Genomic DNA, 24,481 nt, shown 5'->3' on the forward strand with positions numbered 1-24,481 from the left:
GCCATCCCCACGTCTCGGGGTCGTCTTGCGCCTGAGCGGCGTCTTTCCCCTTGAGCCAAGGCTAGGTCACAAGATTAAACCGATAAAGCGAATATATTTGCGCAATATAATCGGAATATCCGATTGAATATCGACAGGCCGGCGCGCCGGGTGCTAGCCTTGCCTGCGCCCCCGGACCTCGCACGGAGAAGCGAAGAGCGATGCATATCGACCAGATCCGCACCTTTCTCGAAGTGGTGGCGACCGGGAATTTCAACCGCGCCGCCGAGAACCTCAATGTCACGCAATCCACCGTCAGCGCGCGCATCCGCTCGCTGGAGGAGGAGCTGGGCCGCGCGCTGTTCGAACGCGGCCGCAACGGCGCGCGGCTGACCGCGGCGGGGGACCGGCTGCTGCGGCACGGGCACAGCATGCGGCGCCTGTGGCAGCGCGCACGCAATGACGTGGCCCTGCCGGATGCCTATGATTCCTCGCTCAGCCTCGGCGTGACGCTCAGCCTCTGGGAGGAGATAGAACTGCCCTGGGTCAACTGGATGCACCGGGAGGCGCCGACGGTCTCGCTTCACGTGGAGGCGGATTATTCCCCCGGTCTGATGCGCCACCTGCGCGACGGCATCCTCGATATCGCGGTGATGTACGAGCCGCTCCAGATGCAGGAACTGGTGATCGAGGAATTCCTGCGGGACGAGCTGATCCTGTTCACCACCCATCCTGCCTGCGACGTGGCCGATGAGATCTGGCGGCAGGATTACGTGCTGGTCGATTGGGGCGAGGATTTCCGCTACGACCACGATTCCATGTATCCGGACCTCGTGCACAGTTTCTCTGCCGGGCTCAGTTCGGTCGCGGTGCAATACCTGGAGCAGAACGCCGCCAGTGCTTATCTTCCGGCGCGGCTGGTGTTGCGGCAATTGAAGAAAGGGGTGGTCCGGCCTGTGCGCAATGCGCCGGTCTTTGAGCGCACCGGATGCCTGATCTACAGCAAGTCACCGGCGGATGGCGATCTTCTCAATCTGGGGCTTGAGGGGCTGCGCAGCGTTACCGCCGAGCTGGAAGCGCAGACGGCGCGGCTCGTCGAAGCCGCGCGCTGAACCGCTCTGGGTTTCACGGAGGCTCCAGTTGGTGCTGTCAGACGAATTCGAACTCGTCTCTACTTAGACAGTGAGGCTGTCCTTTATGCCGCGCCGAGACTGCGCCACTCGACCAGAGCGGCGGTTCTGTTCAGCTTGAAGATATCGCGCCGGGAGAGGGCTCGGCCCTGATTGAAGTGGTTGAAAACGGAAGAATGGACGGCAACGAATTTCTGAAGACTTCGCATTCGGCGGAAGCGCTGCATGGCTCGCTCCCTTCGTCGGAATGGCAGGTGTGAATTCTCAATACGGTTATTGAGCCAGCGCCCACATGCCTGCAGATCATCACATCCGAGGTCACGCAGCGCGGCCCTGTAGGAAGGGAAGCGATTGGTTACTAGAACTTCTGGTTGACCGTAGCGGCGCATCAATTTTCTCAGAATTTTCAATGCGGTGCGCTTGTTTCTGCGCTTCGTGACAACGCTCTCCAACACCTCACCCTCGTGATCTATGGCCTGCCAGAGATAGTGGTGCTCGCCTTTTGTATTCAAGAAGACTTCGTACACGTGCCACTGCCATGTCGAGAATGCACGCAGCTTTTGAACCCGTTTTCTTCTGATCTCTGAGGCGAAACTTGGGCCGAACCTGCTCCACCAGTATCGTATCGTCTCGTAGCTAACGTCGATGCCGCGCTCGTGGAGAAGGTCTTCGACATTTCGCAGCGAGAGCGGAAACCGGACGTAGAGCATCACCGGCAGGCGGATGATTTCCGGGCTGGATTTAAAGTATTTGAAAGGGTCGCGTTTTGGCATGCCAGTAGGGTAGGGGCCCGGTCAGCGGGCCTCGAGCCAAGTTCTTCTGACATGACCCCGCGGAGTTTGGCGGTTTGAGACTTCTTCGAATTTGTCGGTAGGGTGTGGGCAAACGGTGCGTCTCTGTTTGAAAGCCGCTCCTCCAAACCCCGGAAATGACGGAGCAATTTAGGGAAATTGCGAACGAGGAAAGAGAGACCCGTCTGGCTGGCGGTGCTGTCAGACGAATTCGAACTCGTCTCTACTTGGACAGTGAGGCTGTCCTTTATGCCGCGCCGAGACTGCGCCACTCGACCAGAGCGGCGGTTCTGTTCAGCTTGAAGATATCGCGCCGGGAGAGGGCTCGGCCCTGATTGAAGTGGTTGAAAACGGAAGAATGGACGGCAACGAATTTCTGAAGACTTCGCATTCGGCGGAAGCGCTGCATGGCTCGCTCCCTTCGTCGGAATGGCAGGTGTGAATTCTCAATACGGTTATTGAGCCAGCGCCCACATGCCTGCAGATTATCACATCCGAGGTCACGCAGCGCGGCCCTGTAGGAAAGGAAGCGATCGGTTACTAGAACTTCTGGTCGACCGTAGCGCCGCATCATTTTTCTCAGCATTTTCAATGCGGCGCGCTTGTTTCTGCGCTTCGTGACAACGCTCTCCAACACCTCACCCTCGTGATCTACGGCCCGCCAGAGATAGTGGCGCTCGCCTTTTGTCTTCACGAAAACTTCGTCCACGTGCCACTGCCATTTCGAGAAGGCACGCAGCTTTTGAACCCTTTTTCTTCTGATCTCTGAGGCAAACATTGGGCCGAACCTGCTCCACCAGTATCGTGTCGCCTCGTAGCTAACATCGACGCCGCGCTCGTGGAGAAGGTCTTCGACATTTCGCTGCAAGAGTGGGAACCGGACGTAGAGCATCACCGTCAGGCGGATGATTTCCGGGCTGGATTTAAAGTATTTGAAAGGGTCGCGTTTTGGCATGCCAGTAGGGTAGGGGCCCGGTCAGCGGGCCTCGAGCCAAGTTCTTCTGACATGACCCCGCGGAGTTTGGCGGTTTGGGACTTCTTCGAATTTGTCGGTAGGGTGTGGGCGAACGGTGCGTCTCTGTTTGAAAGCCGCTCCTCCAAACCCCGGAAATGACGGAGCAATTTAGGGAAATTCCGAACGAGGAAAGAGAGACCCGTCTGGCTGGCGGTGCTGTCATACCAATTCGAACTCGTCTCCACTTGGACAGTGAGGTTGCCCTTTATGCCGCGCCGAGACTGCGCCACTCGGCCAGAGCGGCGGTTCTGTTCAGCTTGCAGATATCGCGTGGGGAGAGGGTTCGGCCTTGATTGAAGTGGTTGAAAACGGAAGAATCGACGGCAACGAATTTCTGAAGACTTCGCATTCGGCGGAAGCGCTGCATGGCTCGCTCCCTTCGTCGGAATGGCAGGCGTGAATTCTCAATACGGTTATTGAGCCAGCGCCCACATGCCTGCAGATCATCACATCCGAGGTCACGCAGCGCGGCCCTGTAGGAAGGGAAGCGATCGGTTACTAGAACTTCTGGTCGACCGTAGCGCCGCATCATTTTTGGAAGCATTTTCAATGCGGCGCGCTTGTTTCTGCGCTTCGTGACAACGTTCTCCAACACCTCACCCTCGTGATCTATGGCCTGCCAGAGATAGTGGTGCTCGCCGTTTATCTTCACGAAGACTTCGTCCACGTGCCACTGCCATTTCGAGAAGGCACGCAGCTTTTGAACCCGTTTTCTTCTGATCTCTGAGGCGAACATTGGGCCGAATCTGTTCCACCAGAACCGTACCGTCTCGTAGCTAACGTCGATGCCGCGCTAGTGGAGAAGGTATTCGACATTTCGCAGCGAGAGTGGGAACCGGACGTAGAGCATCACCGCCAGGCCGATGATCTCGGGGCTGGATTTAAAGTACTTGAAAGGGTCGCGGTTAGCCATGCGGGCAGGGTAGGCGGGGGCTCAACCAGTCTCAAGCCAAGTTCCTCTGACATGACCAATCGCCCAACTCGATGCAGCGGTTTCTGTCTGTTCACGATGACATTTACAATCAATTCAAACGGCAACGCCACCTGATCTCCCGCCGCACCTTCCGTGAGACGCGCGCTAAAGCGATGGCCGGGTGGCATCAAATCGTTGCCGCTTGAATGCGGACTGAAGCAATTTCTCGGGTAACCTGAAGTTACCGTGACAACGCCCTGCAGAGAATGAACGCTCTGCCTTACTGAGACGATCGAAAATCGTAGAAGCTGCAAATATCGTTGTCGCCTCGCGGCCTGTCCGCGCCTTTGACTTCGTAAACTTCTTACGCAAAACCTTCTCCCCCGTTTCGGTAATTCGCTGAATAAAGTGAGGCGGTAATTGGTTTGGAAGAAAGTCTGCATAGTCCAGACAGGCATCCCTCTGACACTGCAGGCGCGCCGTCTCGGAAATCACCCGTTGAAGCTCAGCCTGAGCCCGGGCCGCTCCCACCGCATCTTCAGCAATTGCCCCGAGGAGGAAAGCGTAACGTAAGCGTCCTTCATGTCCGGGCCACCGAAGGCGATGTTGGTGCAGAACGGGTCGGGCATGGCGATTTCGTCGACGATCTCGCCCTCGGGCGAAATCACCAGCACTGCCCCGCGATAGATCTGGCCGATGCAGATGTTTCCAGCGCTGTCGACGGCGAGAGAATCAAAGCCCCGTTTCCCCTCGGGCGAGGCGACGAGGCGCCCGCCATGCGCAGCCCCCAACTGGGGGTCGAGCGCAAGCTGACCGGGCCCCGTGACGTCGAAAGCCCAGAGACGGCAGGTAAAGGTCTCGGTTACCCAGAGCGTGCGGCCATCAGGGGACAGGCCGACACCGTTCGGAGAATGTACCGGAAAGATCACCTCGCGTAGCTCACTGCCATCGATCCGCCCGTAAAGCACCGCGCCACGGTCCATGTCCCGCTCACGCACCTTGCCGTGATCGGTGAACCAGAAGCCGCCATGCTCGTCGAAGACGATGTCGTTCGGCCCCTTCAGCGGGGCCTTGTCCGAGGCGGTGTAAAGTACCGTCACCTCGCCAGTTTGCAGGTCGACCCGCTCGATCCGGCCGCCCGCGTAATCCTCGGCCTGGCCCGCCGGGCGCAGGTCGTCTTCCGCGAATTCCTCCCAGCGGAAGCCACCGTTGTTGCAGACGTAAAGCGCTCCATCCGGCCCAATGGCAGCACCGTTCGGGCCGGAGCCGGTTTCCGCGACGATCGAACGCGTACCGTCGGGCGCCACCCGGGTGATCTTGCCGCGGGCGATCTCGACGACGATCACCGATCCATCCTCCATCACGACCGGCCCCTCGGGAAAGCGCAGCCCCTTGGTGACGACCTCATGCTTCGTCTTGCTCATGTACTCTCTTCCTCCTCCCGGGCCCGTCGTATCAGTCCGCCGCCAGGCCGCGCGTTTCCGACGTTTCCGAATAGGCCAGCCGCGCGAAGGACACCTCCATCGAGGCCTCCACGTCGATGACGGCGGGCCGCTGTTCCTCCTGTGTGACGCGTAGCGCGGCGGCAAGCGCCTCCTTGAGCGGTTCGATGCCCGAGGCGTGGAACCCCGCGCAGCCCATGCCCCGCGCGATTGCGGCATAATCGACCCTCGAGAACTGCGTCGCGAAGGGGCCGCGTGAATGCTGCGACCAGCCGAGCGCGTCGTTGTTCATCACCACCGAGATGATCGGCAGCGCGGCCTCGATCGCGGTGATCAAGCCGTTCATCGTCATCGAAAATCCGCCATCGCCCGAAAAGGCGACGACCGGGTTTTCCGGCGACAGCAGCTTGCGCGCCATGGCCGAGGGCAGGGCATAGCCCATCGGGCCTGCGCCGGCCGGCTGGATGAAACGGCCCGCCCCGCGCGGGCGCAGGAAGTGCAGCATGAAGATCCGGTTCTCGCCCGCGTCGCAGGTATAGATCGTCTCGCGCGGCAGGATCTCCTGCATCGTCGCGATGATCTCATGCGGGTGAATCGCGGCCGCCCCCGCATCCGAGGCGGGCAGGGACACGTGGCGCGGGGTGTTCAGCGCCGCGGTCCAGGTCTCATGCGCGGCGGCGGTCCAGCCGGTGCGCAGCGCGTCGAGAATTGTCGCGGCATCGCCCAGTAGCGGATGCGCGACGGGGATCGTCCACGACAGGTTGCGCGGTTCGATATCCACCTGAATCAGCGTTTGCCGCGACGGGTCGATAAGTCCGGTGTCGCCGTTGTTGGTGTCCGAGGCCGAAAGCTTGGTGCCGATGGCCAAGATCACGTCGGCGCCGGCGACTGCACGATGCGCCAACGGGTTGCCGTAACCGCCATAGACCCCGCAGGAAAGCACGTGGTCTTCATCGAAGACGCCTTTGCCCGAGGGCGACGTGACGACGGGAATGCCGCACGCCTCGGCAAATCGCATCAGGGCGGCTTCGGCGCGGCCCACGCGAATGCCATTGCCGGCGATGATCAGCGGCCGTGCGGCACCCTGCAGCGCGGCAAGGGAAGCGGTCAGTTCGGGCACGCCGCGCAGGGGCGGGGCGATAAAGGCCTCGGCCGGGTAGATTCGCGGCGCGGCCTCCGGGCGCGCCTCGCCATCCAGGGCGCGCAGACCCAGAAGCATGGCCACCGGCCCCGGTTCGCCCGAACAGGCGTGCTTGATCGCAAGCTGCGTGGCCACCACCGCCGAATTCGGATCTTCCGCGGTAAAGACCTCCTTGGTGACGGCGCCGAAGGCCTGCCGGGCATCCCAGTTGCCGTACTCGCCTGTCCCCGACTGGTAAGGCGCATGCAGCGAGGCGCCGGGCGTGTCTGAGAAATCGGTCAGCAGCAGCAGCGGCGTCGCCGAAAGATGCGCCTCGATGGTGCCGAGCAGCCCGTTGCCCAGAACCCAGGGGCCCTGGCCCAGCAGCACGCTCGGCGCGCCGGTGATGCGGCCGATGGTTTCGGCCATCACCGCGCCAAGGCTTTCCTCGCGCACGAGGATGGTCCGAATTTTCTCCTGCCGCTTTTCCAGCGCGCCGAAGATCCTTCCGGTATGCCCGCCGGAAAGGCCGAAAACATGCTTGATGCCCGCGGCGATCAGCGTGTCGACAATGGCATCCGCGGCGGCGACCGGGGCGTCGTAAAGCGGCTGGCAGGTCATCGTTTCGTTCCGCCGGGTGTATCCTGTGCTTCCAGGTTGCCCAGGATCGCCGTCGCGCTGCCCGCGATATCGGCCTGGATCGCCTCGCGTGCGGCCGCGCCGTCGCGGTTGTGCAGCGCTTCTATGACAGTCAGGTGCGAGTGGCGTTCGCCCAGGCTGGGCACGTCGCGATGCTCGTAAAGCACATTGAGTAGGGGCCCCATCTGAAGCCACAGTCCTTCGACGATGCGCAACAGCCGGCGCGACCCGCCGGCGGCGGCCAGTTCGAGGTGAAAGCGCTGGTTCCAGACCAGCGCCGAGCGATAATCGGCCGAGTTCTTGGCCTCGATCAGGTGCGCGTGCAGGCGGGTGAGCTCGGCGATGGTCTTATTCGTCGCCAGCCCGGCGGCGCGAAAGGCGGCCTCGCCCTCGGTCAGCTCGCGCAACCGGCGCAGGTCTTCATAGCTCTCGGCGTCAAGCTGCGGCACCACGAAGGAGCGCCCCGCCGTCTGTTCCAGCGCGCCTTCTGCGGCCAGTTGCACCAGCGCCTCGCGCACCGGGGTAGGGCTTATTCCCATCGCCGAGGCCAGGTCGCGAATCGTCAGCTTGGCGCCAGGCCGGAAGCCGCCGGTCATGAGACCGCGCTTGAGTTCGCCATAGGCTTCCTGGGCAAGATTCACATGGGCAAGCGACCGCAAGCCTTCTGAGCGCTCGTCGTTTGAAGGCCTGTCCGCGCCCATAGATTTCAACTCCATCAATTCACCGCGTTTTCTACCATGAAAGGCAGATCTGTCCCGATCTGAGTAGGACAAATCCGAAGTCGCATCAAGTTTGATATATCATTTTACATCTTGATATATCATATTTCGGATTGTAGCTGTCGAGTCGAGGAACGTGGGAGGACAGATGGCAGACCAATCCGGGCATACGGGGCAATCGCCCGTTGCCGTGACGCTTGCGGCTTCGCTCAAGCGGCACGGGGTCGAGGTGCTATTCGGCCAGAGCCTGCCGAGCGCGCTGCATCTCGTGGCGCCGGAGTTCGGCATGCTGCAGGTGAATTACCGAACCGAGAACGCGGGCGGCACCATGGCCGACGGCTATGCGCGGATCGCCAACCGGATCGGCGTCGTGACGGCCCAGAACGGCCCGGCAGCGACGCTGCTGGTGCCGCCGCTGGCCGAGGCCTTCAAGGCGTCCGTGCCGCTTCTGGCGATCGTGCAGGAGGTCGACCGCGATGCCACCGATCGCAACGCCTTCCAGGAATTCGACCACATGGGGCTGTTCGCCCCCTGCACGAAATGGGTGCGCCGCATCGACACGGCCGCGCGGGTCGAGGATTACGTCGACATGGCTGTCACCGCCGCGACGACCGGTCGGCCCGGCCCGGTCGCGCTGCTCTGCCCGGCCGACCTTTTGCGGGACGCGCACAGCGTGGCCCAGGCCCGCGTGGCCGCAATGGGCTATTTTCCCCTCGACCGCGTGGCCCCCGACCCCGACCGCATCCGTGCGGCGGCAAGTTTAATCGCCGGGGCGAAGAACCCTGTCGTGATCGCCGGGGGCGGGGTGCACCTGTCGCAGGCCACGGATGCCCTGACCGACCTTCAGGAGGTGGCCCATCTTCCCGTCGGCACCACGAACATGGGCAAGGGGGCGGTCAGCGAAGAGCATCCCCTGTCGCTCGGCGTGCTGACCAATGCGCTGGCCGAAGGCTCGCCCGCCCGGCCGATGCGCGCCATCCTGGACGAAGCCGACGTCATCCTGCTGGTGGGCACGCGCACCAACCAGAACGGTACCGACAGCTGGAAGCTTTATCCGCGCGAGGCCAGGATCATCCATATCGACATCGACGGCTGCGAGGTCGGCCGGAACTACGAGGCCGATCGGCTTGTGGGCGATGCCCGGCTGGCGCTGACGTCCCTCAAGCAGGCGTTGGAGGCCGAGGGGCTGGCCGCGCGCAAGGACGCCCGCGCCGCGCTCGAAGAGCGCATCGCCAATGGCCGGACGGAGGGCCGCGAAGGCGCTGTCGCGATGTACTCCGACGCCGCGCCGCTCAGGCCGGAACGGATCATGGCCGAGCTCGACAGCCGCATCGACGGCGACACCATCGTGTCGGCCGACGCGAGCTATTCCTCGCTCTGGGTTCTCGGCTTCCTGACCGCCCGCCGGGCCGGTCAGCGTTTTGTCACGCCTCGCGGGCTGGCCGGTCTCGGCTGGGGGCTGCCCCTGGGGCTCGGGGCCAAGGCCGGCGCGCCGGACCGCAAGGTTGTGACCGTGGTCGGCGATGGCGGGTTCGCCCATAGCTGGCAGGAGCTTGAAACGGCCCGCCGCATGGGGCTGGGGCTGGTGGTGATCGTTCTCAACAACGGCATCCTCGGGTTCCAGAAACACGCGGAGCTGGTGAAATTCGGCGCCCATACCGGCGCCATCGATTTCACGCCGGTCGATCACGCCGCGGTTGCCAAGGCCGCCGGCTGTGATGGTATCCGCGTCGAGACCGTGGCCGAACTCGGCGCGGCGCTCGACACGGGCCTCGCAAGCGATGGGGTGACCGTCCTCGACGTCGTGACCGACCCCGATGCGTACCCGCCGATCACCGTCTTCGAAGGACACCTGTAGGGGAGGATTGCAATGCAGCTCGTGTTTCAGCTGCTGGTTTCGGGTGTTCTGCTGGGCGGCGTCTACGCCCTGGCGGCGCTCGGCCTGAACTTGATCTTCGGCGTTGCCAAGATCGTGAACTTCGCACATGGCGAATTCCTGATGCTCGGCATGTATGCCGGCTTCGGCCTGATGACCCTGACGGGCATCAACCCTTATTGGGGCTCGCCGCTGATCGCGGTGGCCTTCTTCGTGCTCGGCATGGCGTTCTACTGGTGCGTCATGCGCTTCACGATCTATTCGACCGAGCTGACCCAGGTTTTCACGACCCTCGGCCTGTCGATCGCACTCCAGAACCTCGCGCTGGTGCTGTTCTCGGCCGATTACCGGACCATCCAGACGATGCCCGAGGGTATGTCGTCGCTCCAGGTCATGGGCTTTCACCTGTCGACTGACCGGGTCATCGCCTTCTTCTTCGCGCTGGCCATCTTTGGCGGCGTGATGTTCTTCCTTCGGCGCACCTATACCGGGCGCGCCATCGAGGCGGTTTCGCAGGATCTGACGGCGGCCCGGCTGATGGGCATCAACACGCGCAAGATTTTCCTGATCACCTTCGGCCTGGGCATCGGCATCACCGGCGTCGCCGGTGCGGTGCTGGTGCCGTCCTTCTATGCCTTCCCGTCGGTCGGCACCTTCTTTGTGCTCATCGCCTTCGTGGTCGTCATCCTCGGCGGGCTCGGCAGCGTGACGGGCACGATGATCGGCGGCCTCTCCCTGGGGCTGATCGAAAGCTATATCGGCTACTTCAGCCCCGACCTGAAGGAGGCCACCCACTTCATCCTGCTGATCCTGCTTCTCGCGGTGCGCCCGCAGGGCATGCTGGGGGTCAAGGGTGCCGAGAAGGAGACGCTGAAATGAGCTGGCTTCTCGACTATTTCGACATTCGCCGCAGCGACGGTATCTGGGCCCTGCTTCTGCTGGCCATGACGATCGGCCTGCCGCTGACCCTCAGCAACGATTACTACCTGAACGTGCTAGTCCTGATCTTCCTTTATGCCGGCATGGCATCGGCTTGGAACATCCTGGGCGGCATGGCGGGGCAGTTCTCGCTCGGGCACACGGCCTTTTTCGGAACCGGCGCCTATACCTCGACGCTTCTCTACAATTACCTCGGCGTCTCGCCCTGGCTTGGGCTGCTGGCGGGGGGTGCGCTGAGCATGGTCTTCGCGGTGATCATCGCCTATCCGGCGTTCCGGATGCGCGGCGTGTTCTTCGCCATGGCCACCCTGGCCTTCGGCGAGGCGATCCGCATCCTGCTGGTCTATTCCCGCAAGTTCGTGGACATGCCCTATGGTCTTTCGATCAACTGGCAACCGGGCTTCGGGCGCATGATCTTCGAGGAGCGTTCCTCCTACGCGCTGCTGGCGGGGGCCTTCCTGATCATCGTCACCGTCATCGCCTACGGCATGTCGCGCAGCTATCTCGGCGCGTATCTGCGCGCCATCCGCGACAGCGAGGAAGCGGCGGTGGCCTCGGGCATCCCGATGCGGCGCTACAAGATGATCGCCTTGCTGGTCTCGGCGTTCTTCACCTCGGCGGGCGGCACGCTGCTGGCGCAATACGTGCTCTACATCGAGCCCAGCACGGTCTTCAGCATGGCTTTCTCCGTCGACCTGCCGCTGATGGGGCTGCTCGGCGGACTCGGAACCGTGGCCGGGCCGATCCTCGGCGCGATCATCGCCCTGCCGCTGCGGGACATCCTGCTCGATCTCTTCGGAAGCGCGGCGGCGGGTCTGCACCTGGTGATCTACGGCGTCATGCTGATGGTCATCGTGATCGTTCTTCCCGAGGGGCTGATCGGCGGGGTGAAATCCCTGGCCCGCAAGTTGCGCCGCGGCCGCTCCTCCAAGGCGTCCCCGGACGCCTCCAAGAGAAAGGGGTCGTGATGCTCGAGATTGATACAGTCACCAAGCGCTTCGGCGGGCTGGTCGCGGTGGACGCGGTGTCGCTCACCGTCAACGAGGGCGAGATCGTCGGCCTGATCGGCCCAAACGGCGCCGGCAAGACCACGCTCTACAACGTCATCGCGGGTACCTTCCCGCCGACCGAGGGCACCGTGCGCTTCAATGGCCGGCGAATCGAGGGCATGCGCGCCGACGAGACCTGTACGCTCGGCCTGGCGCGGACCTTCCAGATCCCGCATGTGTTCGCCTCGATGACCGTCGGCGAAAGTATCCAGGTCGGTGCCTTCCTGCACCGCCGCCGCCGCTCTGCGGCACGGGCGCTCTCGCTGGAAGTGGCGGCGGCCGTGGGGCTTGGAGAGCGGTTCGATACGCCGACAACGGCGCTGACAACGGCGGAACGCAAGCGGCTCGAAGTCGCCCGCACGCTGGCCACCGAACCGCAGATGATCCTGCTCGACGAGGTGATGGCAGGGCTGAACCACACCGAGGTCAACCTGATGCTCGACCTTGTCCGCACGCTGCGCGACCGCGGCCTGACGGTGCTTTTCGTCGAGCACAATCTCTCGGCCGTGATGAAGATCTGCGACCGTGTCGCGGTTCTCGACCACGGCGCCAAGATAGCCGACGGCCTTCCCGAGGAGGTGATGGAAAATCCCGAAGTGGTTGCGGCCTACCTCGGCCCGCCGGCCGGGCGCGACGTTGCGGAGACGGAGGGCGGGAATGCTTAGTGTCGAAAACCTTCACGCGGGCTATGGCGACGCCGAAGTGCTCTTCGGGATCGACCTTCAGGTCGAGAAGGGCGAAGTCGTGGCCATCGTCGGCTCGAACGGGGCCGGCAAGACGACCCTGCTTCGCGCCTTGTCGGGCATCATCCAGCCGACGCAGGGCCATGTCCGCCTTTTGGGCGAGGACGTGACCGGCATGCACACGCACAACCTCGTCGAGAAGGGGCTGGTCATGGTCCCCGAGGGCCGGCGCCTGTTTCCGCGCATGTCGGTGCGACGCAATCTCGAGATCGCCGCCTATTCGTCGCGGGCGCGGCCGCACCTGGCCGAACAGCTGCGCGAGGTCTACGAGCTTTTCCCGATCCTTCAGGAACGCTCCGACCAGCTGGGCGGCACGCTTTCGGGCGGTCAGCAACAGATGGTCGCGATTGCCCGCGGGCTGGTCGCGACGCCCGAGGTCCTGATGCTGGACGAGGTCTCGCTCGGTCTCGCGCCGGTCATGATCTCGCGGGTATACGAGGCGATCCGGGCAATCCGGGACACGGGCGTCACGCTCGTTCTCGTCGAGCAGAACGTAAGTCAGGCGCTATCCGTGGCGGATCGTGCCTATGTCATCCAGCACGGCCAGGTCGCACTCTCCGGAAGCGGAAAAGAGCTTCAGGACAACGAGGAGGTGCGTCGGGTCTACCTGGGTCTTGGTCCAAAGGAGGAGAACTTGAAATGACTATGAACCGCAGAAGATTCGGCCAGACAGCCCTGGCCGCGGGCGCCGCCGCACTGGCCGCACCCTGGGTCCGGCCGGCACGCGCCGCCGGAGATGCCGCACGTCTCGGCGTGCTGCTGCCCTTGTCGGGGCCGCTGGCCTCGCTCGGCAACGACGTGTTGCGCGGCTTCCAGCTGGCGATGGACCTGACGAACGAGGATGGTGGCGTCATGGGCCAGCAGGCCGAGTTCGTCACCGTCGACGTGCCGTCCTCGACCGAAGCGACTTCGCAGGCCACCCGTCTGATCACCAGCGAGAACGTCGACCTGATCATGGGCTCCTACGCCTCGTCGATCTCCTTTGCTGCAAGTCAGGTCGCCGAGCGCAACAAGGTGGTCTACTTCGAACAGGGCGCCGTCGCCGACGACATCACCAGCCGCGGGTTCAAGAACCTGTTCCGTTTCATCTACCCGGCCTCCGAGTTGGGCGGCGGCGCGGCGCAGTTCACCCTCGACAAGGTGCTACCCGAGATCGGCAAGGAAGCCGGCGACGTGAAGGTGGCGCTTCTCTACGAAGACAGCTTTTACGGCACGGCCGTGGGCGAGGGCGCCCACAAGGTGCTCGAGGAGGCCGGCGTGAACATCGTCGACGAGACCTCCTACAGCTACAAGACCACCGACCTTTCGCCGATGGTCCAGCGCTACAAGCAGCTCGAGCCCGACGTTCTGATCCTGTGCCAATACACTCCCGACGGCATTCTGTTCTGGCGGCAGGCCCGCGAAGCGGGTCTCGAGGTCAAGGCGGTCGTGGGCAATGGCGGCGCGCATAACGTGGGCGATTTCGCCGATGCGCTCGGCGACGATGTGAACGGTGTGCTGAATGCGGGCACCTCAGTCTACATCGACAAGAACGGCCTGACCGAGGACGCGGCGGCCACCTTCACCCGCTTCCACGAAGAACATGTCGCCCGCTTCGACGGCCGCAAGCCCTCGGCGCACACCGGCATGGGCTTCAACGCCATGTGGACCGTCCTGCAGGACATCCTGCCCGGCGCCGGCGAGCTGTCGACCGAGGCGATCCGCGACGCGGCGCTGGCGCTCGACAAGCCGGTGGGCTCCAGCATCGTGGGCTGGGGTACCAAGTTCGACCCGGAGACTCAGAACAACACCCGTGCCTTCCCGACCTACGACCAGTGGCAAGGCAAGGAGATCCACACGGTCGCACCCGAAGAGGTCGCGATCTCCGAGATCAAGGCGCTCCCGCTGCCGACATGGGGCCAGCGCGGCTCGATCTGACCAACCAACCTGGCGGGGGGGCCGAAGCCTGCCCCCCCGGCAAAACGTCTCATTCGGGTATCCGGACATGCTGAGCTACAGAAAACCCGCCCCGGGGCCGGGCCTCGAACTGACCGATACGCCCGCGCCGGGCGATCCGGGGCCCGATGAGGTGCTCGTCTCCGTGCAGGCGGTGGGCATCTGCGGCTCAGACCTGCACGTCCTGGAATGGGATGGCGGCTACGAATTCATGGTGCCGCATCTTCCCGTCACCCTCGGACATGAATTCGCGGGCATCGTCGCCCGTACCGGCGAAGGCGTCTCGCATGTCTCGGCCGGGGACCGGGTGACCGTCTGGCCCTCCAGCCCCTGCGGCGTCTGCCAGGCCTGCCGCGATGGTGTTGCCCAGAACTGCAGCGACAAGCGCACCCTCGGCCTCTATACCGACGGCGCCTTCGCGCCGCAGGTCCTCTGCCGCGCCAACGGCGCCTTTCCCTTGCCCGCCGACCTCGATTTCGAGATCGGCGCGCTGACCGAACCGCTCTGCGTCGGCCACCGCGCTGTCGCCGTCGGTGGCGTGGGGCAGGGGGACCGGGTTCTTGTCCTCGGCCCCGGCACCATCGGGCAGGCGATCGCCATCTTCGCCCGCGATGCGGGCGCCGCCGCGGTCGCCGTGGCCGGCTATGACGACAGGGCAAGGCTTCAGGCGTGTGCCGACCTCGGCTTCACGACCACCTACGACCTCGCACAGGAGGGCGACCGTGCCGCGATGGAACGCGATTTCTCCGGCGCCGACGTGATCTTCGAAGCCACCGGCCGCGCCGTCAGCGTCACTGACGGCCTGTCGCTCTTGCGGACCGAGGGCGTGCTGGTGATGACCGGCATCCATTCCCGCAACGTCACGTTCGCCCCCACCGATTTCGTCCGCCGCAAGTTGCAGATCCGCGGCTCTCACGGCTCGCGCAAGTCCGACTGGGAAGCGGTGATCGCCAAGCTTCGGGCTGACGGCCCGTCCCTCCGCCCGATGATCACTCACCGGCTGGGTCTGCACGACATCGCCAGCGGCTTCGATCTCGCACGGCAGCGCGTCGCCTCCAAGGTGATGGTCTTCCCGCAAGACACCGGACCCGAGCAGGAAGCAGACAGATGACACAACAGAAAACCGCGCTCGTCACCGGGGCCGCACAGGGCATTGGCGCCGGCATCGCGAAACGCCTGGCCGACGACGGCTGCCGCGTGATCCTGATGGACGTGCTGCCCGACGTGGCCGAAATGGCAAGGCAGATCGGCTCCGGCGCCAGCCCGGCCGTTCTCGACCTCTCCGACGTGGCGGCGATCGAACCCTTCATGGCCGGATTGATCGGGCGGGACGGCCCGATCGACATCCTCGTCAACAACGCCGGTATTTCGCCCAAGCATGACGGCAAGCGCGCGCCGGTGCGCGACACCGCGCTTGCCGAATGGCAATCGGTCATCGACGTGAACCTCACGGCCGCCTTCCTGCTGTGCAAGATGGTGGTGCCCGGCATGCAGGCGCGCGGCTGGGGCCGGATCGTCAACATGTCCTCCCAGGCGGCGCGCACCCGCTCGACCGTGGCGGGCTCGCATTATGCGGCCTCCAAGGCCGGGCTGATCGCCTTCTCCCGCACGCTGGCGGGAGAGGTCGGGCAGGACGGGATCACCGTCAACTGCATCGCCCCGGGCCGCATTGACACGCCGATGGCCGCCACCGCCGGGGCCGAGGTCAACACCGCCTACGTCAAGACCATCCCGGTCGGCCGGATCGGCACCCCCGCCGATGTCGCAGAGGCCGTCGCCTATTTCGCCTCCGACGCGACCGGTTTCGTTACCGGAACCGTGATGGATGTGAACGGCGGCCATTTCATGGGCTGAACGAGGAGAACGAGCAATGTCCGATACCATGCGTTACGTGAAGATCGACGGCTTCGGCGACCCCGAGGTGCTGAAACCCGCCGAAGGGCCGCGCCCGGTTGCCGCCGAGGGAGAGGTCCTGATCCGGGTGAAAGCCGCCGGGGTGAACCGCCCCGACGTGGTCCAGCGCCGGGGCGCCTATCCGCCGCCTCCCGGCGTTACCGACATTCCCGGCCTCGAGGTCGCAGGCGAGATTGCCGAGGTCGGGCCCGGGGTCTCCGGCCTGTCCGTCGGTGACCGGGTCTGCGCGCTCGTCGCGGGCGGTGGCTATGCCGAATACGTCGCCGCACCCGCCCCGCAGGTACTGCCGATCCCCGGCGGGCTTGACGACGCAGCCGCTGCAGCCATCCCGGAAACATACTTCACCGTATGGACAAACGTATTCCAGCTCGGCGGCTTCAAGGCCGGCGAAACGATTCTCGTGCACGGCGGGGCATCGGGCATCGGCACGACCGCGATCCAGCTTGCCGCAGCCCTCGGCGGCCGCGTCTTCGCCACCGTGCGCAGCGATGAAAAGGCCGCCGCCTGCCGGGAAATCGGCGCCGAAGAGGCCATCAACTACACGACCGATAATTTCGCCGACCGTGTGCTCGACCTCACCGACGGGGTAGGGGTGGACGTCATCCTCGACATGCGCGGCGGCGACTTCTTCCCCGAGAACCTGCGCGCGGCCGCCCAGGGCGGTCGCATGGTCTCCATCGCCTCGCTCGCCGGGCGCGAGGTTACGCTCGACATCCCAACCATGATGCGCAAGCGCGTAACCATCACGGGTTCGACCCTGCGCGCCCGGCCAGTGGCCGAAAAGGGCGCCATCGCGGACGAGCTGCGCACCCATGTCTGGCCGCTCTTCGAGGCCGGAAAGATCCGGCCCCGTGTTGCCCAAACTCTCGACCTCCACGAAGCCGCCGACGCGCACCGGCTGCTGGAAAGCAATTCGGTCGTCGGCAAGGTCGTCCTGCTCTGCGAATAGCGGAGCATGGCCTCCTGAAGTTGCCGTGACAACGCCTATCGCTCCAAAGTAGCCAAACGGATTCGGAGATACTGGTCACGGGGGTGGTGCAGGCGGAGTATGAATACAACGCGCTCGGCCAACAGGTGGTCCGGCGGCTGTGGCGCTCGCTCAAGCAGGAGGCGGTCTATCTCGAAGAAATCGCCGACGGCTTCCAGGCCAGGCGGGTGATCAGCAACTGGATGGCGTTCTACAACACCGAACGCCCTCATTCTTCCCTTGAGCACAGAACGCCGAAGGAAACACATTGGCGCGGTCGAGACGAGAAATTGGCGGCAAGAAAACCAAACCCGATACACCTTAGATCAGCCGCAGAGCTGTTCGGAAAACCGGGACCACTTCACCGCCTTGTTTCGCTCAGGAATGTGCGCAAGGGTTGAGTGAAATGATTCGTAAACAACTTAAGTATAGCATTCCATGTGTGATGCCCGGCCGATCTCACCCCGGCTCGACACTCTGACCAGCTCAGCCATCTGCTTTCTATTCGTGCTGGTCGCCTTCTACGCCAATCACAAAACCTGGTTTCAGGACATGGGCGCGGTCTGGGTCGCGGCCGAGTTCTTTGCAGACGCGATGCCGGAGCGTATGTACGATGCGCCGGATCAGTTTTTCCAAGGCAGAATGCCTGAGGGCTGGACAGAAATGGCCTTCGACGCCGGTGCGCCAAACGAGACCTCAGAGCTGGTGCCTTATGTCTACCCACCGCTCTGGGCGGCGCTGCTTGCGCCAGTGACAAAGATCACCTCGGCGCAGGTGTTTTTCACCGTCAGCCAGACCTTGCAGGTCGCCGCACTTGTTGCGGCGATGCTTCTGGTCCGGCGGATGTACACCATGGGCCGCGGATTGACCGTCCACGTCGCGATCAGCTGCGCGCTATTGTACTATTCCGTGCCCTCGGCGCTCGCCCTGTTTCAGAACCAGCCACAAATCATGGTGACATTTCTGACAGTATGGGCGTTCGAACGTTATGGATCCGGGCGAAGCGTACAAGCGGGCGCCCTGCTTGCGACAGCGGCGGCAGTCAAACTTGTGCCTGCGGCCTTTGTCCTGATCTTTCTTTTCGACCGCGATGGTCGAGCCGTGCTTTCCTTTCTTCTGACCTTGGTTGGGTTCAGTTTGCTTAGCGTCGCCGTGGCCGGTTGGGATGTTCACCTGCTCTTCCTGGACCGCGTCCAGGAATTCGAACGGCACATTATTGCGGTCGCCCACAACCATTCCCTGTCGGTCGTTTGGGCACAGCTTGCAGACTGGAACACTGTATCCAACGCGCTGCCCCTGAAAGAGCCGATGCTGCTGCTCAAACAGCCAGCAGCGCTTGGTCTGGCGCTCAAGCTTGTGTTCCTTGGGTCCGTTCTGGCCTTGTTGTTCCAAACTTCGAAGATGGCCTCTGACAAGCGATTGGCTGTCCGTCTTCTGGGCGTCGGCATTATGCTTGGATTGACCGCGCCGGTGGGTTGGGCGCATTACTACCTGCTGCCTATCTTGCTGCTTCCATTCCTTTTCGGATTTCTGCCCCGGACAGAGGCCTTAATCTGGATCGGGGTCCAACTGACGGTCTTATCCGTCAACGCCCTGTTCATCGCGCAGTCTTACCCGTCCGCAAGCGCCCTGTCAGTGATCGCACCCATAGCGTTCTGGTTTGGCCTGTTCGTGAGGCTCTGCGGCTATTCGTTGGCGTCGTCCCGGTCTCTACTCCATGACGGCGCGGTTTCGGCCAGCAGAGGACCCAGACGTTCGAGATAACCATTTGATTTCCAATTCTTAGCTCTCACGCGATTTTCCTGAATACCCCAAATGATATCTCCATATCTCTATTTATTGAGAGGTCCGAATGCCTTACAGGGATGCCGCTGCAGGCATCTATGCAGAGAAGATCGCGTCAGGTGCGGGATCGTCGGCTGCAGAGCGTAAAGGCAATCATCCAAAGGCAATTGAGTGTGGCGCCGAAAAGCAACGATTACGGCCTCTTCTTCGCTTAGAAGGGTCGAGCGCGGCTCCCGCGGCCCGTTCGTCTGATCTACGACGGTCTGCCGGGCGCAGCCGTGGCGTATCTGTCCCATAAGGCATCCTTCCATTCCAACGAATGGATCGCGCCATCAAAACCTGGGATCAAACACCTAGCGGCGCAGCGTGGCCGGGGCTCAGGTTCTGGAGGCCAAATTGGTTGTCCCGGAACAGGGAAGTCGCTGAGGCCGCCGTGTGCCATGAACATGACGGTGCCATTGGGGCGAAGCCATAACTGGCGGGCCGCGTTGGTGGGTGGGCATGAGGGCCTGCGCGCCACGCGGCCACAATCCCGAGACTGCCGTTCACGGCTTTGCGTCAATCCTGGCTTCGCCCTCTCTACAAAACCAATTCGGTTTCGCCGCCGCAACTCATCCATGGTACGTCCTGGAACGCCGCCATTTCCCGCCACCGCGCACTCCCCGGTAGCACCTTGGCCAGGAAGCGCCCGGCATATTCGCCTGCCTCCGCCCGTGCGATCTCATCGAAACGCGCCATGCGGCGGGGAGCGTCGAAGACCCAGAGCACCAACGTGTTCGCCCGCAGGCCGAAATAGCGGCGATGGGCCTCTGTCACGAACATTTCACGATAGAGCTTGATCGAACGCTGCAGGCTCTTGCAGTGCTTTGCCGATCGGAGCGGTTCGGTGCCGCGATCAAACTCAAGCAGGAACGCCCGGTAGCAGTCAGGGTATTTCAGCGCGAAGAGCTGATCCGGGATCAGCTGACGGCCGCCAACCGGGACTGGCAGCGCTGCAGCGTTGCGCGCCAGGATCGTATGACCGGGAATGAATTCATGACGCCGTTTTTGCACGGCGATATCAAGCGAGCTGGTGACGGCCACGACCAGAAACCCATGCCAGCGAACGGACGGGGAGGACCTTTGGCGCGATCTGGGAGCCGGCCTACGACCGTCGGGTTCGCCACTATCGGAGCGATGTGAGGACGGCGGCAGCGCCTGACCTGCTCCATCTGCGGCCCACGCTTAAGTTCCTCGGCGTCTCGCGCTCCCCGCTCTTCATAGATCACCGAGATGTCGTCGCGAGCCCGGGGGAAACCCGATACACCTTAGATCAGGCGCTGAGCGGTCCGAAAAACCGGGACCACTTCAGCGCTTACCTCGAAGATTCGTGACTATAGCTACGCTATTCAAAACTTCGAATAGCCTCAGACTGAAGCAGAATGATTGCTGCCAATAGTTGATCAACATTTTCAGCATTCTCCCTTAAGTGTTGCCGTGCCGGCTTTGCGCGCTAGGTCGCCGCAACATGGGAGGTTTTTTGAGTGAGGATCATTGTATGTTTACTAGTAGGTGCTCTCATCATGGCTCTTGCTGTCGTCGAAGGCTTTTCTGCGGAAGCTTCTGAACAAGCCAGCCCAGTACGACGGCCGCTCTAACCATCGCAAGCGCAGCCTTTGCCCTTATGGCAGGTGTAACTCCGTTTGATGCATGAATCCCCGCAAGCTTTGCCTTTCCGGCAGACCTTACAGCACGCAGCGGACCAGATCTGCATTGAGGCACCTCTCAGCCTTTCGGCGGCCGACAGGTCAGCTTGCTCATTAAAAGTAGGTGGATAACTGTAGAGGCCCGTCTTAACCGAACCTGCTTCGGCGGAAGTTACCACCAATACAATAGCAGTAAGCGCGAATAAGCCTCTGAATTTGATATTGTTCATATCAATATCTCCAAGTGTCAAAAAAGGTTCGCGCAACAACCTTTAGGTCACATTGAAACTGCTATTTCAACTTATAATCCATTTCATCAGGAGAAGACGTTTGCCTCAAATCACACCTTTGGAAGAGCGCGTCCTCAAACTTCCTGTCAGAAAATCGCCGTACTGGGAGACGCTGGAATACTGTCGGCATATTGGAATCCAGAAAACCGGACAAAACACGGGCCATTGGGTCGCGAGGATCAGAAACAAGTCTGGCGGGTACAAGCAGTCAACTTTGATGTCTTGGCATTCGGAAGCTAATCAATTCTCCGAGGCCGTCGAAATGGCATGTTCTTGGTTCAGTTCGCCGAGCGTATCAGCGGTGGCCGCCGATCCCTATCCCAAGGGCTCCAAACAGGGGTTGGCCTACTGTCCGTGGGGTTCAGAATTTACACTGGGCCACGCGCTCGACGACTACGTTAAGTGGAAGCGCATTGCGGCGACGCAGAGCCATTTCGCATCCCTTGTTAGTTTGATCAATCACCACATTTTGCCGAGGCTAGGGCACATTCTGCTCGATGAACTGAACGGTCGCCACATCATCCAGTTTTCTGTAGACGTGCTCGAAACGCCTCCGAAGCGGGGCAACCAGAAGCCAGGGCCGCGCAGGAAGCTTGCTGAACTCAGTCCCGACGAGCTTAGAAAGCGTAAAAAGACACTGAACACGCTGATTGGTGTTCTGCGACTGGCAGTGAAACTAGCCTGGGAAAATGGGTCCACCGAATCTGAACGAGCATGGCGCTGTATTCGACGCGTGCCCATTTCCGATCAGCCACGCACGATTTTCCTCTCGCGCCAAGAATGCGTAACGCTATTAGAGAGTTGTCGAGGCGACTTGCGGGACTTGGTCCAAGGGGCTCTCTATACAGGGTGTCGTGTAGCTGAGCTCTCCAATCTAAAGGTTCGCGACGTGGCGTGCGATGTCTTTGGCATCTACGTTGCACCGCTGAAATCTCGCCGTCCGAGATACGTTTTCCTACCCGACGAGGGATTGGCCTTTTTCCTGGCGCTTTGCGCGGGACGAATGCCGGACGATTACGTATTTCGGCACCGGTCAGGCTATTCGTGGCAGGGTCGGCATAAGCACTTATTCAAGGAGGCTGTGCGTAATGCAGGACTGCCTGAAGAGTTCGTTTTTCACGGACTTCGCCATACGTATGCAAGTCAACTGGTACAGGCAGGAACGCCGCTCATCGTTGTATCGCAACAGCTAGGTCATGCGAACACAGATACTGTCAGCCGAACCTACGGGCATCTGGCACCCCAGATCAGAGAAGTTCAGGTTCGCACGCATTTTGCAGAATTGGACATGAGTTATGCTGAGAAGGCGAGAGGGCTAAGCGAGAAATTTCAGGAGCTTTCCAAATCATTGCAGGGGAATGACTGGCGCGAATACGGAAAACTTGAACCTGTTCATTCATGGCCCCGGTCAAACTTTGTGACCAGTGATTCAGAAGTAGCACAATTACTGCTTGGTTTTGAGGGGCCAGACTGCGAAAAAAAGAGCGAGGCAAGTGACTGGCGCTGAGAGGAGATTTGCACAACGGCAATTCTGGGCGCACCTTGAAATGCTTCCAACTCAATTTGGCAACTGAATTGCAGATGGCCACTTCGACGTGATTTCCTTCCAGTCCGCCTCGTACCTTTCATCGAGTTCGGAGGTCATTTCTGAACTCCAGAGCGTGAAGGCAGGATTTGTCGCAGTTGCTGGGTGACGGGCCATGGCTCGCCGCGAAACCTTTCCGGGCGCTAGTTGAAATGAGCCATGCTGGATCTTTCGCTCTAGCCAACTCACGGCATCCATGGAAAGCGTCGGTAAAGGTCGATTATCCAAGCTGACTAAATCCGTTCCAGCGGCCAGGGATGCCAGTATATTGGGTTCTGTTTGCCCAAAGTCTTCATATCGCCAGATCATCAACTTGGCTCTCGGCAAAGCTGCCTTTAGCTCCGTAACCACATCCACCCACGAACGGCTCAATGGCCACAGGGATGCAGCTACTTCGTCTTTTTCAAGCAAAGTTCCATTTCTGAGTGCACTCGTGTAGTTCGACGAAAAAAACTTCGAGTAAGCTCGGACAGCAAAGTACACGCTGACCGAACTGTGATTGAATAGCTCCGACAAGAGCGACAAGCGCATTGCGATATCCGGATACAGGCCCTTCAGGATAAGATTGTTCTTGCAGGAGCCAATCAGGTTCTCTTCAGAGACAATAACGCGCTTTGCGCGCGGTTTGTCTTCAACTCCATTACGAATCATTCGCCTGAGACGCTGGCCTGTGTCCGCACAACGCTGCAAATTTCTCGCATCGGACTGTCTCGGCGACGGGAGCTTCAGCCCAATTTTGCCTCGTATGTCTTTCGGGAGAAACAACTGAACGCCTGCTTCGGAAAGTCCATCTCGGTTCTTATCCAGTCGCTTTTGAAGGTATGTCGTCGCGGTTTTATGGGCACCCAAATGCAAGCAGATATCCAGCTTATCTGTATCCTTCGCCATCAAAATTTCGATCCTAAAAAAAACTTGAACAGGACTCTGCATCAGCCGTCTGAACTTCCAGCGTTGCAGGTCAGGCTCTTCCTTGCAAATTCTCTTGAAACTTTGGCGGCGGCCGAATTGCTCGCCAGGATCCTCCTTCCATAGCGCGCCGGCATCTCGGGCGACGTCCAGCGACCGGCCACCATGATGGAAGAGAGGTCACAACCAATCCGAAAGGCGTCATGAACGCCTCCCACGCGTGTACTGTGGGCCGATACATCCTTTCGGCCGGTGCATCGCTTGATGATCCTTGAAATCGTTGCCGGATCCATCGGGGCAATGCGTGCGTTCGCTTGGGACTTGGTCAGCAGCGGATCCTCGGATTTCAATCCGGCCAGTTCGATCCATTCAAGGACTGCGGCCGTTCCCTGCTCCGATAGAAAGGCGTAGGCGCCTTGGCCGAATTGGTCCGTCTTTGACTTCGCAACGAAGAGGAGACTTGAACCATCGTCCTGCCGGATCAGGTCGCGAACCTTGAAGGCGACGATTTCCGAAGACCGGCACCAGCTATCGGTCGCAACCCACAGGACAGCTTTGTCTCTGATATGTTGTCGAGAGTTCCCGAGCTTCTGGATCGCCTTGTAGACTTCCGCCTTGCAAAGCGGTGGTGCTTGCCGAACCCATGCACCGTACTTCCGCTTCACGCCTTTCAAAGCCAACTCCACGAGCCTGTGCCGGCATGGTGTCGGCTGAAAGGTGGCTCGATGCATTTCGGATATTGCCCAAAGCCGGGTTTCGATGGTCGTGCATTTAACTTTGCCACCCAGATAGTCGACATACTCGGCAACCGCTCTTGGATCGACGGGTGGGTCCGGGTTGTGACCATGCTCAGAACACCAATCCCTGAAGTTCTGGGTGATCTGGCGGTAGTTACGAAGCGTTTCCTTCGCAAAGGCGGCCTCTGAGCGCTTCCGGTACTCAGCGATGAGTGCTTCTCGTGTTTCGGATGGTGCATGGGCGAGCTTTACGACTGTCTCCAGACGTTCGGCGTCCCGGTCAAAATTGTAATCCATCTGAGCCTCGGCTTGTTCGATTAGA

Annotated in this window: 21 protein-coding genes and 2 pseudogenes; 13 read left to right on the forward strand and 10 right to left on the reverse strand. The window is 61.5% G+C overall.

All coding sequences use genetic code 11. The annotated features are described in order from the left end of the window. Positions 1-200: 200 nt before the first annotated feature. Positions 201-1,091 carry a LysR family transcriptional regulator gene (locus RIdsm_RS07860; RefSeq protein ID WP_057821578.1) on the forward strand — a complete coding sequence of 297 codons (891 nt, stop codon included), beginning with the start codon at positions 201-203 and terminating at the stop codon, positions 1,089-1,091. An 83-nt stretch (positions 1,092-1,174) separates the two neighbouring features. Here RIdsm_RS07860 and RIdsm_RS07865 read toward each other — a convergent pair whose 3' ends face one another. From RIdsm_RS07865 to RIdsm_RS07890, 6 genes and pseudogenes are all read right to left on the reverse strand, one after another. Then, positions 1,175-1,882, reverse strand: a complete 708-nt coding sequence (locus RIdsm_RS07865; protein WP_151175222.1) for an IS6 family transposase — start codon at positions 1,880-1,882, stop codon at positions 1,175-1,177. A 265-nt stretch (positions 1,883-2,147) separates the two neighbouring features. Beyond that, the gene (locus RIdsm_RS07870; protein ID WP_151175223.1) at positions 2,148-2,855 is read right to left on the reverse strand and encodes an IS6 family transposase; all 708 of its coding nucleotides are present in this window, start codon (positions 2,853-2,855) and stop codon (positions 2,148-2,150) included. A 265-nt stretch (positions 2,856-3,120) separates the two neighbouring features. Continuing rightward, positions 3,121-3,828 (reverse strand): annotated as a pseudogene (locus tag RIdsm_RS07875) (IS6 family transposase). 491 nt (positions 3,829-4,319) lie between these two features. Continuing rightward, positions 4,320-5,252: an SMP-30/gluconolactonase/LRE family protein gene (locus RIdsm_RS07880; protein ID WP_057814294.1), complete on the reverse strand. Its 933-nt coding sequence runs from the start codon at positions 5,250-5,252 to the stop codon at positions 4,320-4,322. Positions 5,253-5,283: 31 nt separating this feature from the next. Further along, the gene (locus RIdsm_RS07885) at positions 5,284-7,011 is read right to left on the reverse strand and encodes a thiamine pyrophosphate-binding protein (RefSeq protein ID WP_057814287.1); all 1,728 of its coding nucleotides are present in this window, start codon (positions 7,009-7,011) and stop codon (positions 5,284-5,286) included. After that, positions 7,008-7,745 carry a GntR family transcriptional regulator gene (locus RIdsm_RS07890; RefSeq protein WP_082647296.1) on the reverse strand — a complete coding sequence of 246 codons (738 nt, stop codon included), beginning with the start codon at positions 7,743-7,745 and terminating at the stop codon, positions 7,008-7,010. Before RIdsm_RS07890 ends, RIdsm_RS07885 begins: the two co-directional genes overlap by 4 nt. A 151-nt stretch (positions 7,746-7,896) precedes the next feature. Between RIdsm_RS07890 and RIdsm_RS07895 the strand changes: the two genes are divergently transcribed. The 11 genes from RIdsm_RS07895 to RIdsm_RS07945 all read left to right on the forward strand — a co-directional run bounded on the left by RIdsm_RS07895 (position 7,897) and on the right by RIdsm_RS07945 (position 18,935). Continuing rightward, entirely contained in the window at positions 7,897-9,606 is a 1,710-nt protein-coding gene (locus RIdsm_RS07895) for an acetolactate synthase catalytic subunit (protein WP_057814273.1), read from the forward strand. Between the two features lie 12 nt (positions 9,607-9,618). Next, positions 9,619-10,503: a branched-chain amino acid ABC transporter permease gene (locus tag RIdsm_RS07900; RefSeq protein WP_057814265.1), complete on the forward strand. Its 885-nt coding sequence runs from the start codon at positions 9,619-9,621 to the stop codon at positions 10,501-10,503. Beyond that, the gene (locus tag RIdsm_RS07905) at positions 10,500-11,531 is read left to right on the forward strand and encodes a branched-chain amino acid ABC transporter permease (RefSeq protein ID WP_057814256.1); all 1,032 of its coding nucleotides are present in this window, start codon (positions 10,500-10,502) and stop codon (positions 11,529-11,531) included. The genes RIdsm_RS07900 and RIdsm_RS07905 overlap by 4 nt, the downstream gene beginning before the upstream one ends. Continuing rightward, positions 11,531-12,277: an ABC transporter ATP-binding protein gene (locus RIdsm_RS07910; protein ID WP_057814249.1), complete on the forward strand. Its 747-nt coding sequence runs from the start codon at positions 11,531-11,533 to the stop codon at positions 12,275-12,277. The genes RIdsm_RS07905 and RIdsm_RS07910 overlap by 1 nt, the downstream gene beginning before the upstream one ends. Then, positions 12,270-12,998, forward strand: a complete 729-nt coding sequence (locus RIdsm_RS07915) for an ABC transporter ATP-binding protein (protein WP_057814244.1) — start codon at positions 12,270-12,272, stop codon at positions 12,996-12,998. The genes RIdsm_RS07910 and RIdsm_RS07915 overlap by 8 nt, the downstream gene beginning before the upstream one ends. 2 nt (positions 12,999-13,000) lie before the next feature. Next, on the forward strand, positions 13,001-14,272 hold the full coding sequence (locus RIdsm_RS07920) for an ABC transporter substrate-binding protein (RefSeq protein ID WP_057814234.1): 1,272 nt from the start codon (positions 13,001-13,003) through the stop codon (positions 14,270-14,272). A gap of 67 nt (positions 14,273-14,339) precedes the next feature. After that, on the forward strand, positions 14,340-15,401 hold the full coding sequence (locus RIdsm_RS07925; RefSeq protein WP_057814232.1) for a zinc-dependent alcohol dehydrogenase: 1,062 nt from the start codon (positions 14,340-14,342) through the stop codon (positions 15,399-15,401). Next, positions 15,398-16,144: an SDR family oxidoreductase gene (locus RIdsm_RS07930; RefSeq protein WP_057814231.1), complete on the forward strand. Its 747-nt coding sequence runs from the start codon at positions 15,398-15,400 to the stop codon at positions 16,142-16,144. The genes RIdsm_RS07925 and RIdsm_RS07930 overlap by 4 nt, the downstream gene beginning before the upstream one ends. 16 nt (positions 16,145-16,160) lie before the next feature. After that, positions 16,161-17,153, forward strand: coding sequence for an NAD(P)H-quinone oxidoreductase (locus RIdsm_RS07935; protein WP_201455555.1), 993 nt, complete (start codon positions 16,161-16,163; stop codon positions 17,151-17,153). Between the two features lie 83 nt (positions 17,154-17,236). Next, entirely contained in the window at positions 17,237-17,572 is a 336-nt protein-coding gene (locus RIdsm_RS07940) for an integrase core domain-containing protein (protein ID WP_074940026.1), read from the forward strand. A 37-nt stretch (positions 17,573-17,609) separates the two neighbouring features. Then, positions 17,610-18,935 carry a glycosyltransferase family 87 protein gene (locus RIdsm_RS07945; RefSeq protein ID WP_057814229.1) on the forward strand — a complete coding sequence of 442 codons (1,326 nt, stop codon included), beginning with the start codon at positions 17,610-17,612 and terminating at the stop codon, positions 18,933-18,935. A 101-nt stretch (positions 18,936-19,036) separates the two neighbouring features. On the opposite strand, the pseudogene RIdsm_RS07950 reads toward RIdsm_RS07945, so the two are convergent. Both RIdsm_RS07950 and RIdsm_RS07960 read right to left on the reverse strand, forming a co-directional pair. Next, positions 19,037-19,252, reverse strand: a pseudogene (locus RIdsm_RS07950) (IS481 family transposase); the annotation flags it as partial. Between the two features lie 283 nt (positions 19,253-19,535). After that, complete coding sequence (locus tag RIdsm_RS07960; RefSeq protein ID WP_143100419.1) at positions 19,536-20,150, reverse strand: replication-relaxation family protein; 615 nt, start codon at positions 20,148-20,150, stop codon at positions 19,536-19,538. Positions 20,151-20,971: 821 nt separating this feature from the next. Between RIdsm_RS07960 and RIdsm_RS07965 the strand changes: the two genes are divergently transcribed. Then, the gene (locus RIdsm_RS07965; RefSeq protein WP_082647292.1) at positions 20,972-22,438 is read left to right on the forward strand and encodes a tyrosine-type recombinase/integrase; all 1,467 of its coding nucleotides are present in this window, start codon (positions 20,972-20,974) and stop codon (positions 22,436-22,438) included. Between the two features lie 51 nt (positions 22,439-22,489). Here RIdsm_RS07965 and RIdsm_RS07970 read toward each other — a convergent pair whose 3' ends face one another. Continuing rightward, positions 22,490-23,404 (reverse strand): hypothetical protein, encoded by a 915-nt coding sequence (locus RIdsm_RS07970; RefSeq protein ID WP_143100399.1) that lies wholly within the window; start codon positions 23,402-23,404, stop codon positions 22,490-22,492. Between the two features lie 41 nt (positions 23,405-23,445). Further along, on the reverse strand, positions 23,446-24,456 hold the full coding sequence (locus RIdsm_RS07975; RefSeq protein ID WP_057814225.1) for a tyrosine-type recombinase/integrase: 1,011 nt from the start codon (positions 24,454-24,456) through the stop codon (positions 23,446-23,448). Positions 24,457-24,481: the final 25 nt, after the last annotated feature.

Source organism: Roseovarius indicus (assembly GCF_008728195.1).
Lineage (GTDB): Bacteria > Pseudomonadota > Alphaproteobacteria > Rhodobacterales > Rhodobacteraceae > Roseovarius > Roseovarius indicus.

Excerpts from the sequence above, each read along its gene's own strand:
- RIdsm_RS07860 (WP_057821578.1), top strand. The coding sequence starts at position 201 with ATGCATATCGACCAGATCCGCACCTTTCTCGAAGTGGTGGCGACCGGG.
- RIdsm_RS07865 (WP_151175222.1), bottom strand. The coding sequence starts at position 1,882 with ATGCCAAAACGCGACCCTTTCAAATACTTTAAATCCAGCCCGGAAATC.
- RIdsm_RS07870 (WP_151175223.1), bottom strand. The coding sequence starts at position 2,855 with ATGCCAAAACGCGACCCTTTCAAATACTTTAAATCCAGCCCGGAAATC.
- RIdsm_RS07880 (WP_057814294.1), bottom strand. The coding sequence starts at position 5,252 with ATGAGCAAGACGAAGCATGAGGTCGTCACCAAGGGGCTGCGCTTTCCC.
- RIdsm_RS07885 (WP_057814287.1), bottom strand. The coding sequence starts at position 7,011 with ATGACCTGCCAGCCGCTTTACGACGCCCCGGTCGCCGCCGCGGATGCC.
- RIdsm_RS07890 (WP_082647296.1), bottom strand. The coding sequence starts at position 7,745 with ATGGAGTTGAAATCTATGGGCGCGGACAGGCCTTCAAACGACGAGCGC.
- RIdsm_RS07895 (WP_057814273.1), top strand. The coding sequence starts at position 7,897 with ATGGCAGACCAATCCGGGCATACGGGGCAATCGCCCGTTGCCGTGACG.
- RIdsm_RS07900 (WP_057814265.1), top strand. The coding sequence starts at position 9,619 with ATGCAGCTCGTGTTTCAGCTGCTGGTTTCGGGTGTTCTGCTGGGCGGC.
- RIdsm_RS07905 (WP_057814256.1), top strand. The coding sequence starts at position 10,500 with ATGAGCTGGCTTCTCGACTATTTCGACATTCGCCGCAGCGACGGTATC.
- RIdsm_RS07910 (WP_057814249.1), top strand. The coding sequence starts at position 11,531 with ATGCTCGAGATTGATACAGTCACCAAGCGCTTCGGCGGGCTGGTCGCG.
- RIdsm_RS07915 (WP_057814244.1), top strand. The coding sequence starts at position 12,270 with ATGCTTAGTGTCGAAAACCTTCACGCGGGCTATGGCGACGCCGAAGTG.
- RIdsm_RS07920 (WP_057814234.1), top strand. The coding sequence starts at position 13,001 with ATGAACCGCAGAAGATTCGGCCAGACAGCCCTGGCCGCGGGCGCCGCC.
- RIdsm_RS07925 (WP_057814232.1), top strand. The coding sequence starts at position 14,340 with ATGCTGAGCTACAGAAAACCCGCCCCGGGGCCGGGCCTCGAACTGACC.
- RIdsm_RS07930 (WP_057814231.1), top strand. The coding sequence starts at position 15,398 with ATGACACAACAGAAAACCGCGCTCGTCACCGGGGCCGCACAGGGCATT.
- RIdsm_RS07935 (WP_201455555.1), top strand. The coding sequence starts at position 16,161 with ATGTCCGATACCATGCGTTACGTGAAGATCGACGGCTTCGGCGACCCC.
- RIdsm_RS07945 (WP_057814229.1), top strand. The coding sequence starts at position 17,610 with ATGTGTGATGCCCGGCCGATCTCACCCCGGCTCGACACTCTGACCAGC.
- RIdsm_RS07970 (WP_143100399.1), bottom strand. The coding sequence starts at position 23,404 with ATGGCGAAGGATACAGATAAGCTGGATATCTGCTTGCATTTGGGTGCC.
- RIdsm_RS07975 (WP_057814225.1), bottom strand. The coding sequence starts at position 24,456 with ATGGATTACAATTTTGACCGGGACGCCGAACGTCTGGAGACAGTCGTA.